We start from the raw sequence: 15,024 nt of genomic DNA, 5'->3' as shown, positions 1-15,024 counted from the left end.
AGCGGCCCGCGTCAGCTTGTCCCTGAAATCGGCAAGGCACGCAAGAGAGAGGCCGCGTTACTGCGTCTTCTCTTCTTCAGGCTCCGGCTCGGCGGGCGCCGCAGCCGGGGTGCGTTTTGCCGTACGCTTGCGCGCCGCAGCGGGGGCTGCTCCATCCGCCGGAGGTTCTACGGCCATGATGCTCGCGGGCGCGGACGCCCTTGGCGCAGCCGCCTTGGGCGCGGCCTTCGGCGCAGCGTTCGCGGGTGGCTTGGCAGGAGCCGCGGCGGGAGGCGCGCCTGTTGCGGGCACCGGAACAGCAGAAACCGGCGGCTGGTCGTCGGCATCGACGGTGTCGTTCTGCTGCTGGCGCTCCATCGCGCGCAGCTTCGCAACGCCCTTCTGATGCTGGTCGTAGGTCTCGGTAAAGGAATGACCGCCGGTGCCGTCGGCGACGAAGAACAGGTCGCGGGTGCGCGCCGGATTGGCGGTGGCTTCCAGCGAGGCGCGTCCGGGATTGGCGATCGGTCCCGGCGGCAGGCCCTCAATGACGTAAGTGTTGTAGGGCGACGGCTGCGTGATCTCGCTGCGCTTGATCGGGCGGCCAAGGGTGCCTTTGCCGCCAACGAGCCCGTAAATGATGGTCGGGTCGGACTGCAACTTGATGCGCTGGCGCAGGCGGTTGGTGAAAACGGCGGCGACGCGGCTGCGCTCGTCTGCGCGTCCGGTTTCCTTCTCGACGATCGACGCCAGCGTCACGAGTTGTTCCGGCGAACGGACCGGAATGTCGGGGTTGCGACGCGCCCAGACCTCGGCGAGAACTTTCTTCTGCGCCTGCTGCATGCGGTGGATCACCTGATCGCGCGGCGTGCCGCGCGGAAAATAATAGGTGTCCGGGAGCAGCGTGCCTTCGCGCGGCTGCTCTTTCAGCGAGCCGGAGAAAATATCGTTGTCCTGAAGCCGGGCAACGATCTGCTCTGAGGTCAGGCCTTCGGGAATCGTAATCGCATGCTGCACCACCTTGCCTTCGACGATGGTGTTGATGACGTCGCGCAGGCTGGCGTTCTTCTGGAACAGATACTCGCCGGACTTCAGACCGGAGCGCGCATTCATCGCCAGCACGCTGCCGATAAAGGTCCAACGGTCGGCGGTGATCACGCCGGCGCGCTGAAGAATGTCGCCGATGTCGGTCATGCCGGCACGCGGCGGGATGTTGACGACCTTGTCTTCCGTGAGAGGACCCTTGGCCTCGATTGTCTTCTTGCCGTAGAAGAAAACGCCCCCCGCGATCAGCATTGCGATGATCAGGAATGTGAAGATGGCATTGCCGACGACAACCAGAGTACTGCGGGCACGCTGCGAATGCTTCGGCGGCTGCGGCACCTGCTCGGGCTCAAGCGCCGCACGCGGGCTACGTGGCGCGATGGGGGGTCTCTGACTCATTGAGCAACCTAAAATCTTGCCGGCGTGTAGCGCGTCGATTCAGCGTTATACGCGCGCCCGTGAGAGAAATTATGTCCGAATGAGGCAAAACCTTGAAGACAGTTTTGCCCGTTCCGTCAGTCTATTAACTCTTGAAACGCTCTAATTCGCCAGGCGCCGGACGACCAGCGATGCATTGGTGCCGCCGAACCCGAACGAATTCGACAGGGCCACATTAATCTCGCGGGGCCTTGCCTTATTCGGGACCAGGTCGATCGCCGTCTCGACGGAGGGGTTGTCGAGATTGATCGTCGGCGGCGCGACATTATCCCGAATCGCCAGAATGCAGAAGATTGCCTCGATCGCGCCGGCCGCACCCAGCAGATGGCCGGTCGAAGACTTGGTCGATGACATCGACACCTTCGACGCCGCATTGCCGAGCAGCCGCTGCGCTGCGCCAAGTTCGATCTCGTCGCCGAGCGGCGTCGAGGTTCCGTGGGCGTTGATATAGTCGATGTCGGATGCCGTGATTCCGGCGCGCTTCATCGCCGCGCTCATGCAGCGGTACGCCCCGTCGCCGTCTTCGGCCGGAGCGGTAATGTGATAAGCATCGCCGCTCAGGCCGTAGCCGACGACTTCGGCATAGATCTTCGCGCCGCGCTTCTTCGCGTGCTCGTATTCCTCGAGCACCACGACGCCGGCGCCCTCGCCCATCACGAAGCCGTCGCGGTCCTTGTCGTAGGGCCGCGATGCGATGGTCGGGTTATCGTTGTATTTGGTGGCCATCGCGCGGAGCGCGCAGAAGCCGCCCATGGCGAGGCGATTGACGGCGGATTCCGCGCCACCCGCCACCATCACGTCCGCATCGCCGAAGGCGATCAGGCGGCTGGCATCGCCGATGGCGTGCGCGCCGGTGGAACAGGCGGTGACCACCGCATGGTTCGGACCCTTGAGGCCATGCTTGATCGACACATAGCCCGACGCGAGGTTGATGAGACGGCCGGGAATGAAGAACGGCGACAGCTTTCGCGGGCCGCGCTCCTTCAGGATCACGGCGGCTTCGCCGATGCCTTCGATGCCGCCGATACCCGAGCCGATCATGGTGCCGGTGGCGCAGCGCTCTTCTTCGGTCGTGGGGTGCCAGTTGGCGTCGTCGAGCGCCTGGCTCGCAGCCGCCATGGCGAAAATGATGAAATCGTCGACCTTGCGCTGTTCCTTCGGCTCCATCCAGTCGTCGGGATTGAATGTGCCGTTACTGCCGTCGCCACGCGGAACCATGCATGCGATCTGGCAGGTCAGATCGGAGACCTCGAATTTCTCGATGCGGGCGGCGCCGCTTTCGCCGTTGAGGATGCGTTTCCAGGTCGGCTCGACACCATTGGCGAGCGGCGAAACCATGCCCAGACCCGTGACGACAACCCTCCGCATAGTCTTCCTTTCCGGCTCAACCGGCTGAGGCCAATCGGCGCCACTATGACAGCAAGACGGCGGGTCGTTCGATCACAACCCGCCGCGTGTCATCGTGGCTGCGCGCTGGCGTCAGCTCTTGGCGTTCTTCTCGAGAAATTTCGTGGCGTCGCCCACGGTGAGAATGGTTTCAGCAGCGTCATCCGGAATTTCGCAGCCGAATTCTTCTTCGAACGCCATCACGAGTTCGACCGTATCGAGGCTGTCGGCGCCGAGATCGTCGATGAAGCTTGCAGCATCGACAACCTTTTCGGGTTCGACACCAAGGTGCTCGACCACGATCTTCTTAACCCGCTCGCCAATCTCACTCATCGTTTAACCTCGTGCTTGTTCCATTAAACTCGACCGCAAAACGATACGAGCCCCTCGCGGTGCGAAAAAATGCAAATTCGTGCCGTCCGTACCACGCATCCCTGTCCCTTCGCCACATGGACGAAGTCACCGAAAACGGCGGCTGGCGCCGGAACGGCAATATACGGGGTTTGGCGATCCTGCAATGGCGTTTTCCCCAACCGATTGCCGTTCGGTTACCATACTTCCCCGGACTTGACCACACGGCCCCGGACACCGTCCATCACCCATTCCGCTTGACAAAACCCCTGCGGAACAGCGCCTAAATCATGGCCATTCCGCCGTTGACATGGATGGTCTGCCCCGTCACGTAGGCCGCCTCGTTGGAGGCAAGGTAAACGGCGGCGGCGGCGATGTCCTCCGGCGTCCCCAGACGCCCGGCCGGCACCTTGGCCAGCACCGCTTCGCGCTGCTTTTCGTTCAGCACGTCCGTCATCGGGGTTGCGATGAACCCGGGTGCGATGCAATTGGCGGTCACGTTGCGGCGCGCATACTCCGCGCCTACGGACTTCATCATTCCGATCAATCCGGCTTTCGAGGCGGCATAGTTGCCCTGCCCCGCATTGCCGGTGACGCCGACGACCGACGTGATCGCGATGATTCGTCCGAACCGCTTGCGCATCATCAGCTTCGTCGCCGCGCGCGCCAGACGGAACGTGGCGGTCAGGTTGACCCGGATCACGTCGTCGAAATCTTCGTCGCGCAACTGCACGAACAGGTTGTCGCGGGTGATGCCGGCATTGGCGACCAGGATGTCGAGCTGACCCATCGCCTTTTCCGCAGCCGGGACCAGCGCTTCGACTTCGGCCATGTCGGACAGATTGCACGGCAGCACATGCACGCGGTCCTTCAGTTCACCCGCCAGCGCGTCGAGCGCCTCACGCCGGGTGCCCGAAATCGCAACGGTTGCGCCTTGCGAATGCAGCGCCTTTGCAATCGCGCCACCAATGCCGCCGGTCGCCCCGGTGACGAGCGCGGTCCTGCCAGTCAAATCGAACATGTCGCCCCCTTGGGAACAGTCCCGGGGAAAGCCCGGGTCAAAATTCGTGCCCCGTTTGCCGCAAGAAAACGCCGTTCGTCAATGACCCGGGCCTCATCAATTGTCACAAAACGGCCCCGGTTAGGCCCCGGGGTGCCGGGGTCGATCACTTTTTCCTCGCCTTTTGACGATCACGGCGGCCAAGCCGGCGGCGCCTTCGCCTCAACCGGCTTTGAGAGTATCCTGCCTGCCACTGCCCAGAGACGAAGCAGCGGAGAGAGATATCGATGCGCTATCGTACCGCCATCGACCAGCAACTGTTCGCCTTCGACGACCTGAAACAGGTGATGGCGTTCGCCTCGCCTGCACGCTCCGGCGATTATCTTGCGGGTATCGGCGCGGCCACCGCGCAGGAGCGGATGGCAGCGCGCCATGTCCTGGCGGAGGTGCCGCTCAAGCAATTTCTCACCGAAGCCCTGATCCCTTACGAAGACGACAACATCACGCGCCTGATCATCGACAGCCATGACGCGATAGCGTTCGCACCAGTCTCGCACATGACCGTCGGCGATTTCCGCAACTGGCTTTTATCCGAGCAGGCGACGACCGAGGCGCTTGCGGCGCTCGCGCGCGGGCTCACGCCGGAAATGGCCGCGGCGGTGTCCAAGATCATGCGCAACCAGGATTTGATTGCGGTGGCGCGCAAGTGCCGCGTCGTCACGCGCTTCCGCGACACCATCGGGCTGGAAGGGCATCTGTCGGTGCGCCTGCAACCCAACCATCCGACCGACGACTTGCGCGGGATCGCGGCGTCTACGCTCGACGGATTGCTGATGGGTTCAGGTGACGCCGTGATCGGCGTCAATCCGGTGTCCGACAGCATGCCGGTGCTTGGCGGCCTGCTGCACATGCTGGACGAGGTGATCCAGCGTTTCGAGATCCCGACCCAGAGCTGCGTGCTGACCCATGTCACCAACACGATCCGGCTTGCGGAGAGCGGCGCGCCGGTCGATCTCGTATTCCAATCGATCGGCGGCACCGAAAAGACCAACCTCTCGTTCGGCGTCACGCCGGAAATTCTCGACGAAGCTTACGAGGCGGCGCTGTCTTTGAAACGCGGCACCGCCGGCGACAACGTGATGTATTTCGAGACCGGCCAGGGCAGTGCGTTGTCAGCCGATGCGAATTTCGGCGTCGATCAGCAGACCTGCGAGGCGCGCGCCTACGCGCTGGCGCGGCGCTACAAACCGCTGCTGGTCAATACCGTGGTCGGATTCATCGGTCCTGAATATCTTTACGACGGCAAACAGATCATCCGCGCCGGGCTTGAGGATCATTTCTGCGGCAAATTGCTCGGCCTGCCGCTCGGTTGCGACATTTGCTACACCAATCACGCCGAAGCCGATCAGGACGACATGGACACCTTGCTCGTGCTGCTCGGCAGCGCGGGCATCAGCTTTATCATGGGCGTCCCCGGCGCGGACGACGTGATGCTGAACTACCAGAGCACGTCGTTCCACGATGCCCTGTTTCTGCGCGAAACCATGAATCTGAAGCGCGCCCCTGAATTCGAAGCGTGGCTGCAACGCATGCAGATCACCGACGCCGCCGGCCGATTGCGCCCGCCCTCACCCAATGCGCTGCTCGGCGGCATGGGCAATCTCAAGTCGCTGGTCGCATGACGGACAAGAACGTGACCGAGTCGCCATGGGCCGAATGGCGCAGCGTGACGCCGGCGCGGCTGGCGCTCGGGCGCGCCGGCGCGGGCATGCCGACCGACGAGGTGCTGCGCTTCGGCTGGGCACATGCGATGGCGCGCGATGCGATCCATGCCGCTCTCGATGTTCCAAAACTTGAAGCGGCGTTGCACGATCAGGGCTGGACGGTCGCCCATACCCATAGCCGTGCGCCGGATCGCACCACCTATCTGCGGCGGCCTGATCTGGGCCGCGTGATCGATCCCGACGAGATTGCAAAACTGCGCACGGTGCCTCTCGTGCGCAGCGACGTCTGCATCGTGATCGGTGACGGATTGTCGTCGCTCGCGATCGACCGCCATGCCGCGCCGCTGCTCGCAGCACTGAAGCCGCTTCTCGCGAACGAACTAAAACAGGCGCCGGTGATTGTAGCCACGCAGGCGCGGGTCGCGCTGGCCGACGAGATCGCGGAACTGTTGCAGGCGAAGCTGTCGATCATGCTGATCGGCGAACGGCCGGGCCTGAGTTCGCCCGACAGCCTCGGCATCTACATCACCCACGCGCCATTTCGTGGCCGTAACGATGCCGGACGCAACTGCATTTCCAATGTGCGTCCTGAGGGGATGAGCTACGCCGCCGCCGCATTCAAGCTGGCGTGGCTGGTGCGCGAGGCATTGAACCGCGGCCTGACCGGCGTTGACCTGAAGGACGAGAGCGATCTGGCGCTGGTCACGGGCGGCAACACCGCCCGCCTGCCCGGTCCGCTCGCATGACGGATTTTCAGAACAGACACTGAATCAAAAAGCCGCGCTCTCAAATCTGAGCGCGGCTTTACGATTGCATAGCCGCTTACGCAGCCGTTGCCTTGGTATTCACGCCCTTGCGAAGCGCGACGGTATTGAGCTTGGTGTTCGCCGCCTTTTCCTCATTCAGATTTGTCGTGAGGAAGCGCACGATCTCCTCATGTCCAAGCGACTCCGCCCATGCGATGAGCGTGCCGTAACGGGCGATCTCGTAGTGCTCGACGGCCTGGCAGTTCGCGACGATGGCGGCATCCAGTACTGCCTTGTCCTCAATCTCGCCTGCGGTTTCGTCGGCTTCCTTGATGATGCCGTCGATCGCCGGGCACGTGGTCCCTTTCGGGTCCTGACCGAGCTTCGCAAACACCTTCTTCAAACGCTCGATCTGGTTGTTGGTTTCTTCGAGATGGCTTTTCAACCCGGCTTTGAGATCGCCGTTGGTGGCCTTGTCGATCATCTTCGGCAGCGCCTTCGTGATCTGTTGTTCAGCGTAGAAGATATCCTGCAGGCCGTGAAGCAGGAGATCGTCAAACGTCTTAATGTCTTTCGTGAAAATGCCCATGGCACACTCCTTTGTTGTCAGCCGTGAACGCAGCAATGATCGGATCGTTCCCGGCGAACTATGCGCGCGCAGTTGCGACAAGTTGGACGAATGAGGCGCTTACTCAAACCTCTCTTCGAGATCATTCGTGTCCCCAAGTATTTCCGGAACTCTCTCTGCTCTCTGTGATTGATGTGCACCTCGATCAGAGGGATTGCCGGGAGCGCCTATCATGGAAAAGACGATTGATCTGAGAACATCGGTTACCGAACTGCCTACGTCTGGCGTGTCGTGGGCGGCGATTGCGGCGGGAGCCCTCGCCGCTTTGGCATTGACCCTCGTGCTTTTGTGGTTCGGGACCGGGATGGGATTCAGCGTAGTATCGCCGTGGAGCGACTCGGGTGTCTCTGCCACGACGTTCAAGATCGGAACCGGGCTTTATCTTGTCGTCGTGGCGATGATCTCGTCCGCGATAGGCGGCCATATCGCCGGTCGCCTGCGAACGCCGTGGTACGGCATTCACAGCAACGAGACCTACTTCCGCGACACCGCGCAGGGCTTTCTCGCGTGGGCATTGGCATCCGTCGTGGGCGCCCTGTTGCTGGCTTCAGCAGCGACTACCATCATCGGCAGCACAGCGGGCGGCCTCTCGCAGGGCGCGGGCACCGCAGCCGGGCAATCCTCAGGCCCGATGAGCGGTTATGTTGACCAGCTTCTCCGCCCCGACCCGGCAGCAGCAACCGTTCCGGCTGGCGACGCCAATGACATCCGCGACGAGTTGACCCGGCTGCTGACGTCCAGCTTCGGCACAGAACGCGACTTGAAGCCCGCCGATCGCACCTATGTGGCTCAGGTGGTCGCCCGCCGCACAGCGCTCAGCCAGGCCGACGCCGAGAAGCGCGTCAACGACGTCGTGACACAGGCGAAGTCCGATCTCGACAAGGCACGCAAGGCCGCGGCGCAGTTGGCGTTCTGGATGGCTGCGTCTCTGCTGGTCGGTGCCTTCGCGGCAAGCATCGCTGCGGCTGAAGCCGGGGCATTTCGCGATCGCAACTGGGGCACCGCCCCATTCACGAGGGAGTAAAGCTCATGCCAATTCTGCTCTGGCTACTTGGAATTCCACTGCCGCTGATTTTGCTGATCATCCTGCTTCGCTGAAGCTGATCTCGGCGCATAAAAAAGCCGCCAGTGTCAGGAGACACTGGCGGCCATGCCCCAGCCCAAAGGGGGCACCGCTCAAAAACTGGAGTAAATGAGCGGCCCGACTGACGTAGCAACAATCGGGCCAACAAGGAACGCCGCCATGAGGCCCGCGCGGGCCAAGTCCGGCGGTAAGCTTAACGCGCTGCTGCGATCGCGGCTTTTGCACCCTCGATGTCGCCCGGTCCGCCGACCGACACACCGACCGCGCCATCGGCAATACGCTTGACCAGACCGGACAGCACCTTGCCCGCGCCGATTTCGAGGAAGTGCGTCACGCCCTGCGATGCCATCCACGCCACGCTCTCGCGCCAGCGCACGGTGCCGGTCACCTGCTCGACCAGCCGCTTGCGGATTTCGTCCGGGTCGGTGATCGCCGACGCCAGAACGTTGGACACCACCGGCACCTTCGGCTTGTTGATGGTCACGCCTGCGAGCGCCTGCGCCATCGCGTCCGCTGCGGGCTGCATCAGGCGGCAATGGAACGGCGCCGACACCGGCAACAGCATCGCGCGCTTGGCGCCCTTGGTCTTGGCGATCTCAAGCGCACGCTCGACGGCGGCCTTGTCGCCGGAAACGACCACCTGTCCACCGCCGTTATCGTTGGCGGCCTGACAGACCTGTCCCTGCGCCGCCTCTTCGGCAACCGCGACCGCGGCTTCGTAATCGAGCCCGAGCAGCGCTGCCATTGCGCCGACACCCACCGGCACGGCCTTCTGCATGGCGAGCCCGCGCGTCCGCAGCAGCTTCGCGGTGTCGCTGATCGAGAAAGTGCCAGCCGCGGCCAGTGCGGAATATTCGCCGAGCGAGTGACCGGCGACGAACGCCGCATCGCGCGCGATGTCGATCCCGGCTTCGGTCTCCAGCACGCGCAGCGTCGCCAGTGACACGGCCATCAACGCTGGCTGCGCGTTCTCGGTGAGTTGCAGCGTTTCCGCCGGCCCCTCCCAGATAATCGCCGTCAGCTTTTCGCCGAGCGCCGCATCGACCTCGTCGAACACAGCCTTGGCTGCCGGAAATGCGTCGGCGAGCGCCTTGCCCATGCCGACCGCCTGCGATCCCTGACCGGGAAAGGTGAATGCTGCTGTCATGAAAGTCCCCAAAGTGAGCAGGCCGTAAGACACCGCCGGGGCCTCAGGTGTCAAGCTGTGGTGCGGTGAACCCTATGAAACCCAGATCCGGTCGGCCACCGGACGGCTCGCCCAGCGGCCCCGCAGGCCAATGACCGAGATGGACGGGAACCCAGCGCCAGAGATGCGCGTTTCATTCCTGGGGTGCCCAGTGGAGGGCGCACCATGGAAAATGATCCTCGCAAGCCACAGACACTAGCTCTGGCGCCGGTCTTGATCTTCGCGCTGGTTCTCGCCGCCGTATTCGGGGCGGCGCTGATCACCACATTCGACCGCAGCCCGATGGTCGTGACCGCCGTAGATACCGCACCGCCAGGCACAAGCGGCCTGGCAAAATCCCGTCCCACCACGGAGCGCCGATGATCGCGAATAACAATTTGGACGACACGGTTGGCGGCAAACGCGCCTACCACAAGTTCCTCTGGGGCGCCGCCATAGGCGCCGTTATCATTGGAGGCGCTTTGGGTTATTCCAGCCAGCGGATGGACGTCGGCAATGTCTTTCCGATTGTTGGCGCCCCCTCCTTCCCGATTTCCCCTCAGGCGGAAGCGCCAAGGCTGGCGGACACAAAATAGGGCGACAGCGGCCTGGGCGGCTGAAAGTGTCGCCAAACGGGCCTGTGAGGGGCTTTTCGGGCCTCCAGAAGGCCTGTTTTGCCTTGCAACGGGCCCCAGAATCCTTATAACCGCGCCATCCGTGGATCCCGGCCGGGAGCTGAACGGACGGTCTCACCAGTCTGACATTCCAGTTTGATTGATGCGGCAGGGCCAGTCGGTCCGTCGTCCCGTGCTTCCGCCTTCTGAGCATATCGAGTCCTTTCCGAAGGTCTCGAAGGGCTTGCCGCCAGGAACCGCGCTAACACTGGAAAGGACTCCCATGCCTCTTTACGAGCATGTTTTTCTCGCGCGTCAGGATGCGAGCGCCCAGCAGGTCGAAGAATTCACCACGCAGATTACCGGCGTGATCGAAGGTCTCGGCGGCAAGGTCACCAAGACCGAGAACTGGGGCGTGCGCTCCCTCACCTATCGCATGAACAAGAACCGCAAGGCTCACTTCATGCTGCTCAACATCGACGGCCCCGCAGCAGTGGTCTCCGAGATCGAGCGTCAGGAACGCATCAACGAAGACATCATCCGTTATCTCACCGTCCGCGTCGACGAGCTGGAGGAAGGTCCCTCCGCAATGATGCGCAAGGCCGAGCGTGACCGCGACGAGCGCGGTGGCGGCGGCTTCCGCGGCGATCGTGAAGGCGGCGGATTCCGTGGCGGCGACCGCGAAGGCGGTGGCTTCCGTGGTGACCGCGGTCCGCGCCGCTCGCGTGACGATGACGCAACCGCGTCGGTAGAGGAGTAAGAACCATGGCTGAAGCAGGTGCACGCCGTCCGTTCTTCCGCCGCCGCAAGACGTGCCCGTTCACGGGCCCGAACGCGCCGAAGATCGACTACAAGGATTCGAAGCTGCTGATGCGTTACGTGTCCGAGCGCGGCAAGATCGTGCCGAGCCGCATCACGGCTGTGTCGGCAAAGAAGCAGCGTGAACTCGCCCGCGCCATCAAGCGCTCGCGGTTCCTCGGTCTTCTGCCTTACGTGATCCGCTAAACGATAAAGCGAGCGCGCGGCATTCGCGCGCTCGCTTGCTTCTCGACGTTTATTTCTCATAACACGCTGGTGTCATGCCGGACGTGGATGGTTGGGGTTCAAAAAACCTCTAACTGCTCGAAAGGAGCAGGACAGCTGATGATGACAGGACTGCTCATCGCACTGGCGGCCGGCCTCGCGTCGGCGACAATGTTCGCGTCCATCATTTCGGGCGCGCTGATTTCGCTTGTCCTGTTTTATCTCGCGCCGCTGCCGCTGATGGTCGCGGCGCTCGGCTGGGGATCGGCCACCGCACTGATCGGCGGTGCCATTGCCGCACTCGGCCTCGGCGCCATCTTCGGCATTCCTTACATGGCGGCGTTCGCACTCACGATCGCGCTGCCTGCGTGGTGGCTCGGACATCTGGCGCTGCTGGCCCGTCCGGTCTCGAACGATCCGCAACTGGCGAATCTTGCGCCCGCGCTCGACTGGTATCCGACCGGACGCATCCTGGTCTGGGCCGCGGTCTTCGCGACCGTCACCACGGCAAGCGCATTCCTGACACTGGGCAGCGACGCGGAGACGATCAATGCAGCTTTGCGCGGCTTCGTGACGCGCGTGATGCGCAACCGCGCCAGCATCCCGCAGGGCGAGACCGATCGCGCCGTGGATGCACTGGTTTCGCTCGGCCCGAGCATCGCAACCATCATCGCGATGATGACGCTGACGCTCAATCTGTGGCTGTCGGCGAAAATCACCACTACATCCGGCCGGCTGAAGCGGCCGTGGCCTGATCTGCGCACCACCACGATGCCGAGGATGGTGCTGGCGGCGCTGCTGGCAGCCATCCTGCTCTGCTTTGTCGGCGGGCTGCTGGCGATGCTGGCGCAGATCACGACCGCCGCACTGCTGATGGCCTATGCCGCCACCGGCTTTGCGGTACTCCACACCGTGACTCAGACTTTCTCGGGCCGCTCGTTCGTGATCGGAGCTGCCTACGCGGGCACGCTGCTCATCGGCTGGCCGCTCCTTGGAATGATCGGCCTCGGTCTCGCCGATGCAATTTTTGGAATTCGACAAGCCTACTGGACGCGGCACGGGCCACCGCCCATGCCGACAACCTGACACTCAACCTGAACCCGACATCATCAACTCAGACACCGAACGGAGAAATAAAATGGAAGTCATTCTGCTGGAACGCGTGGCCAAGCTCGGCCAGATGGGCGACGTGGTCAAAGTGAAGGACGGGTTCGCCCGCAACTTCCTGCTCAAGCGTAACAAGGCGCTGCGCGCGACCAAGGAAAACCGCGAGAAGTACGACGGCATGAAGGCCGACCTCGAGGCCAAGAACATCAAGGCCAAGGGCGAAGCCACCGAGGTCGCCAAGAAGATCGACGGCCGCAACGTCGTCATCATCCGTCAGGCGTCGGAAACCGGCCAGCTCTACGGTTCGGTGTCGGTGCGCGACATCATGGCTGCGCTCGAAGCCGACGGTGTCTCGCTCAACCGTCAGCAGGTGCTGCTCGACGCGCCGATCAAGATCATCGGCCAGCACAAGATCACCATCGCCGTGCATCCTGAAGTCGAAGTGCATGTGTCGACGACGGTGGCCCGCTCCGAAGCGGAAGCCGAGCGCATCAACCGCGGCGAAGACGTCAACAGCCGTCAGGAAGACCGCGATGCGGCCGCAGAAGCTATCGCCGCTGCCGGCGAGTTCTTCGATCCGGAAGCGCAGCACGACGACACGGCCGAGCCGGCTGCTCCAGCCGAAGAGAAGTAAAACTTCGGCGCAAGCCAATCGCTGCAATAAGGAAAGCCCGGCCCTCATCGAGGCCGGGCTTTCTGTTTAGCTGACAACCTTCGGCGCGAAGGCCTGGTCGATCATCGCAATCGATGCCAGCGCGGTGGCGGTGTGTTTCTCGGCGCCGTCGATGACACAGAACACGTCGGCCGCGACGACCGACACTTGCCGTCCCGGCTTCACAACCCGCGCGCGGCAGATCAATCGATCCCCCGACGCCGGTGCGAGCAGGTTCAGCTTGTACTCCGCGGTCAGCGCCGCCAGCCCCTTCACTGTCGCAGCCGCAATCGTGGTCGCGTTGTCGATCAGGAAGGCGGTGACACCGCCGTGGAAGAATCCGTTCTGCTGCAACAGCTCCGGCCGGCGATCCACCGACAGGACGCATGTGCCGCGCGTGAGATCGGTCACCTCCGCGCCGACATGAGTCATGAATCCCTGCCGCATGACGTTGTTGCGGATGTGCGCGGCGATCGGTGTGAACTCCGTATCTGTCTGAAGCATTATCGGCCTCCCTTCGCAGTCAGCGCACGAACGGCGCATGCGATCAGCGCATCGGCATAATGGCGCGGATCGGTGGGATCGCGGCCCGACAGCCACGCGCGGCACACGAACTGAGCGGGTCCGATAATCTGGCTCAGAAACAGCGATGCCTTCATCGGCAACAGGTCACCACTTGCCACGAGTGGCGCGCGCCATGCCTCGACGCCTTCCGCAACCGTCGCGTTGCGCGCCTTGCGCGCGTCGCGCACGTCCTGCGCCCACTCGCTGCGCGAGATCTCGAACAGAAAATTGGCTTCGCGGCGGTTGTTGACGACCCAGTCCAGATGCGTGCGGATCAGACGTGCGATGCCTTCCTCCGCGCCAGGCGGCGGATCGATCACGTCGAGCATGGCGATGTGATAGCGCCGCAGCAGTTCGAGAAACAGCGTGCCCGCGAGTTCGCGCTTTGAATTGAAGAAGTGGAAGAAGCTGCCGTTGGATGCGCCGGCGCGTTCACGGATCGCGGCCACGGTCGCGCCCTCGAAACCATCCTGATCGAACACCGCCAAAGCCGCGGTCAGCAGATCGTCGCGCGCACCGGCCATCGTGGCCATCCTTGTCGACTGGAGTATCGCTCTAGAGCACGACTCCAGTCAAGACGGCAGTCATCGCGCGGTAACCCGCTGCGCGGCCAGATAGCGGATTAGCGGGAGATTGGCGGCACCGGGTTTCCCGCCGGAACCGGCGGCGGACCAGCCGAAACCACGGGTTTCGGTGTCGGTGCAGGCCCGATGTCGATAGTCAGCGGACCCGACGGCGCATCCTGTTTCGGAGGAGCCACGGCCACTTCGGCAGGCTTTTCAGCCTCCTTCGGCGCAGGCGTGACCGCGGGTACCGGATCGGCACGCGTTCCGTCCACCTTGGCGGTCTCGGTCTTGTCAGAGTCCTTGGGCGGCTCGGCCTTGTCTGCCTCGGGTTTGACGTCCGGTTTGGCCGCCTCTGCGGGCTGCTCGCCATGGCGAGCTTCGTTCTTTGGCGGCAAGCCGTCCTTGCCCGCTTTCGCAGCCTCTCGGGCCGCCTGTCGCGCGGCCCGCCGTTCCGCAGCGGCCTTCTGCTTTGCCGTCAGCGTTTGAGGATCGGGCTGACCACTCTGCAACCCGTCGGCATCCGGCCGGGAGGCTTCGCGGGTCGGCTTGCGGCCCTTGGCGGCCTGTTCCGGACCCGGCTCCTGGGCCGGTTTCGGACCGGTTTTCGCCTCCTGACCCTGCTTGGTCAGGTTGCCGCCAGGCGCTGCATTGGCGGCGCCGTTGGAGAGAACATAGGCGCTCATGGCCGCGGCCATGTCGGTGCTGGTGGTGTAGTGCTGGCGCAGGAAACCTGGCAGCGATCCGGGCGAGACGGTTTTCAGCAATCCGCGCGAACTCTTGTGGCAGAGCGAGCAGGTGCTGGAGAAAATCTGGGAGGGAGGCTTCCCGGCTTCGAGATTCTGCGCGTCCGCCGGGATTGCCCCGAAACAGCCCAATACGAAAGCCACCGCCGCCAAAATGAGCGCTCGGCTCAACATCCAAGGTCTCCAGATCAATAGCCAGTCAAAGGACGG

At 63.3% G+C, this 15,024-nt stretch carries 18 protein-coding genes; 9 read left to right on the top strand and 9 right to left on the bottom strand.

Annotated elements, in window-relative coordinates:
- Positions 1-57: 57 nt before the first annotated feature.
- From mltG to fabG, 4 genes are all read right to left on the bottom strand, one after another.
- Positions 58-1,422, bottom strand: a complete 1,365-nt coding sequence (gene mltG / locus AC1RM7_RS01470) for an endolytic transglycosylase MltG (protein WP_024920027.1) — start codon at positions 1,420-1,422, stop codon at positions 58-60.
- 141 nt (positions 1,423-1,563) lie between these two features.
- The gene (fabF, locus tag AC1RM7_RS01465; RefSeq protein ID WP_024920028.1) at positions 1,564-2,829 is read right to left on the bottom strand and encodes a beta-ketoacyl-ACP synthase II; all 1,266 of its coding nucleotides are present in this window, start codon (positions 2,827-2,829) and stop codon (positions 1,564-1,566) included.
- Between the two features lie 111 nt (positions 2,830-2,940).
- The gene (locus tag AC1RM7_RS01460) at positions 2,941-3,180 is read right to left on the bottom strand and encodes an acyl carrier protein (protein WP_006020277.1); all 240 of its coding nucleotides are present in this window, start codon (positions 3,178-3,180) and stop codon (positions 2,941-2,943) included.
- A gap of 301 nt (positions 3,181-3,481) precedes the next feature.
- Positions 3,482-4,219 (bottom strand): 3-oxoacyl-[acyl-carrier-protein] reductase, encoded by a 738-nt coding sequence (fabG, locus tag AC1RM7_RS01455; RefSeq protein ID WP_024920029.1) that lies wholly within the window; start codon positions 4,217-4,219, stop codon positions 3,482-3,484.
- A 266-nt stretch (positions 4,220-4,485) separates the two neighbouring features.
- Between fabG and AC1RM7_RS01450 the strand changes: the two genes are divergently transcribed.
- Positions 4,486-5,880, top strand: a complete 1,395-nt coding sequence (locus AC1RM7_RS01450; protein WP_024920030.1) for an ethanolamine ammonia-lyase subunit EutB — start codon at positions 4,486-4,488, stop codon at positions 5,878-5,880.
- Positions 5,877-6,668, top strand: a complete 792-nt coding sequence (gene eutC, locus AC1RM7_RS01445) for an ethanolamine ammonia-lyase subunit EutC (RefSeq protein ID WP_024920031.1) — start codon at positions 5,877-5,879, stop codon at positions 6,666-6,668. The genes AC1RM7_RS01450 and eutC overlap by 4 nt, the downstream gene beginning before the upstream one ends.
- A 76-nt stretch (positions 6,669-6,744) precedes the next feature.
- Here the strand turns inward: eutC and AC1RM7_RS01440 are convergent, their stop codons facing one another.
- Positions 6,745-7,257 carry a YciE/YciF ferroxidase family protein gene (locus AC1RM7_RS01440; RefSeq protein WP_024577509.1) on the bottom strand — a complete coding sequence of 171 codons (513 nt, stop codon included), beginning with the start codon at positions 7,255-7,257 and terminating at the stop codon, positions 6,745-6,747.
- A gap of 211 nt (positions 7,258-7,468) precedes the next feature.
- Here AC1RM7_RS01440 and AC1RM7_RS01435 point away from each other — a divergent pair, with 211 nt between their 5' ends.
- The gene (locus AC1RM7_RS01435) at positions 7,469-8,320 is read left to right on the top strand and encodes a hypothetical protein (protein WP_024920032.1); all 852 of its coding nucleotides are present in this window, start codon (positions 7,469-7,471) and stop codon (positions 8,318-8,320) included.
- A 253-nt stretch (positions 8,321-8,573) separates the two neighbouring features.
- On the opposite strand, the gene fabD is transcribed toward AC1RM7_RS01435, so the two are convergent.
- Positions 8,574-9,527, bottom strand: coding sequence for an ACP S-malonyltransferase (fabD, locus tag AC1RM7_RS01430; protein ID WP_024920033.1), 954 nt, complete (start codon positions 9,525-9,527; stop codon positions 8,574-8,576).
- Positions 9,528-9,731: 204 nt separating this feature from the next.
- Between fabD and AC1RM7_RS01425 the strand changes: the two genes are divergently transcribed.
- From AC1RM7_RS01425 to rplI, 6 genes are all read left to right on the top strand, one after another.
- Positions 9,732-9,929 (top strand): hypothetical protein, encoded by a 198-nt coding sequence (locus AC1RM7_RS01425; protein ID WP_024920034.1) that lies wholly within the window; start codon positions 9,732-9,734, stop codon positions 9,927-9,929.
- The gene (locus tag AC1RM7_RS01420; RefSeq protein ID WP_024920035.1) at positions 9,926-10,141 is read left to right on the top strand and encodes a hypothetical protein; all 216 of its coding nucleotides are present in this window, start codon (positions 9,926-9,928) and stop codon (positions 10,139-10,141) included. The genes AC1RM7_RS01425 and AC1RM7_RS01420 overlap by 4 nt, the downstream gene beginning before the upstream one ends.
- Positions 10,142-10,442: 301 nt before the next feature.
- Complete coding sequence (gene rpsF, locus AC1RM7_RS01415; protein ID WP_006020268.1) at positions 10,443-10,919, top strand: 30S ribosomal protein S6; 477 nt, start codon at positions 10,443-10,445, stop codon at positions 10,917-10,919.
- A gap of 5 nt (positions 10,920-10,924) precedes the next feature.
- The gene (gene rpsR, locus AC1RM7_RS01410) at positions 10,925-11,164 is read left to right on the top strand and encodes a 30S ribosomal protein S18 (protein WP_002711478.1); all 240 of its coding nucleotides are present in this window, start codon (positions 10,925-10,927) and stop codon (positions 11,162-11,164) included.
- Between the two features lie 138 nt (positions 11,165-11,302).
- Positions 11,303-12,268, top strand: coding sequence for a DUF2232 domain-containing protein (locus tag AC1RM7_RS01405; RefSeq protein WP_024920036.1), 966 nt, complete (start codon positions 11,303-11,305; stop codon positions 12,266-12,268).
- 52 nt (positions 12,269-12,320) lie between these two features.
- Complete coding sequence (gene rplI / locus AC1RM7_RS01400) at positions 12,321-12,923, top strand: 50S ribosomal protein L9 (protein ID WP_024920037.1); 603 nt, start codon at positions 12,321-12,323, stop codon at positions 12,921-12,923.
- 66 nt (positions 12,924-12,989) lie between these two features.
- Here rplI and AC1RM7_RS01395 read toward each other — a convergent pair whose 3' ends face one another.
- The 3 genes from AC1RM7_RS01395 to AC1RM7_RS01385 form a co-directional block, all read right to left on the bottom strand.
- A complete protein-coding gene (locus tag AC1RM7_RS01395) occupies positions 12,990-13,445 on the bottom strand; it encodes a PaaI family thioesterase (protein WP_024920038.1) in 456 nt (151 codons plus the stop codon).
- Positions 13,445-14,029 (bottom strand): TetR/AcrR family transcriptional regulator, encoded by a 585-nt coding sequence (locus AC1RM7_RS01390; RefSeq protein WP_024920039.1) that lies wholly within the window; start codon positions 14,027-14,029, stop codon positions 13,445-13,447. Before AC1RM7_RS01390 ends, AC1RM7_RS01395 begins: the two co-directional genes overlap by 1 nt.
- Positions 14,030-14,127: 98 nt before the next feature.
- Positions 14,128-14,988, bottom strand: coding sequence for a hypothetical protein (locus AC1RM7_RS01385; protein ID WP_024920040.1), 861 nt, complete (start codon positions 14,986-14,988; stop codon positions 14,128-14,130).
- Positions 14,989-15,024 lie beyond the last annotated feature (36 nt).

This window comes from Afipia sp. GW822-FHT03D08, assembly GCF_058801645.1.
This window is presented reverse-complemented; position numbering and strand designations above follow the sequence as displayed.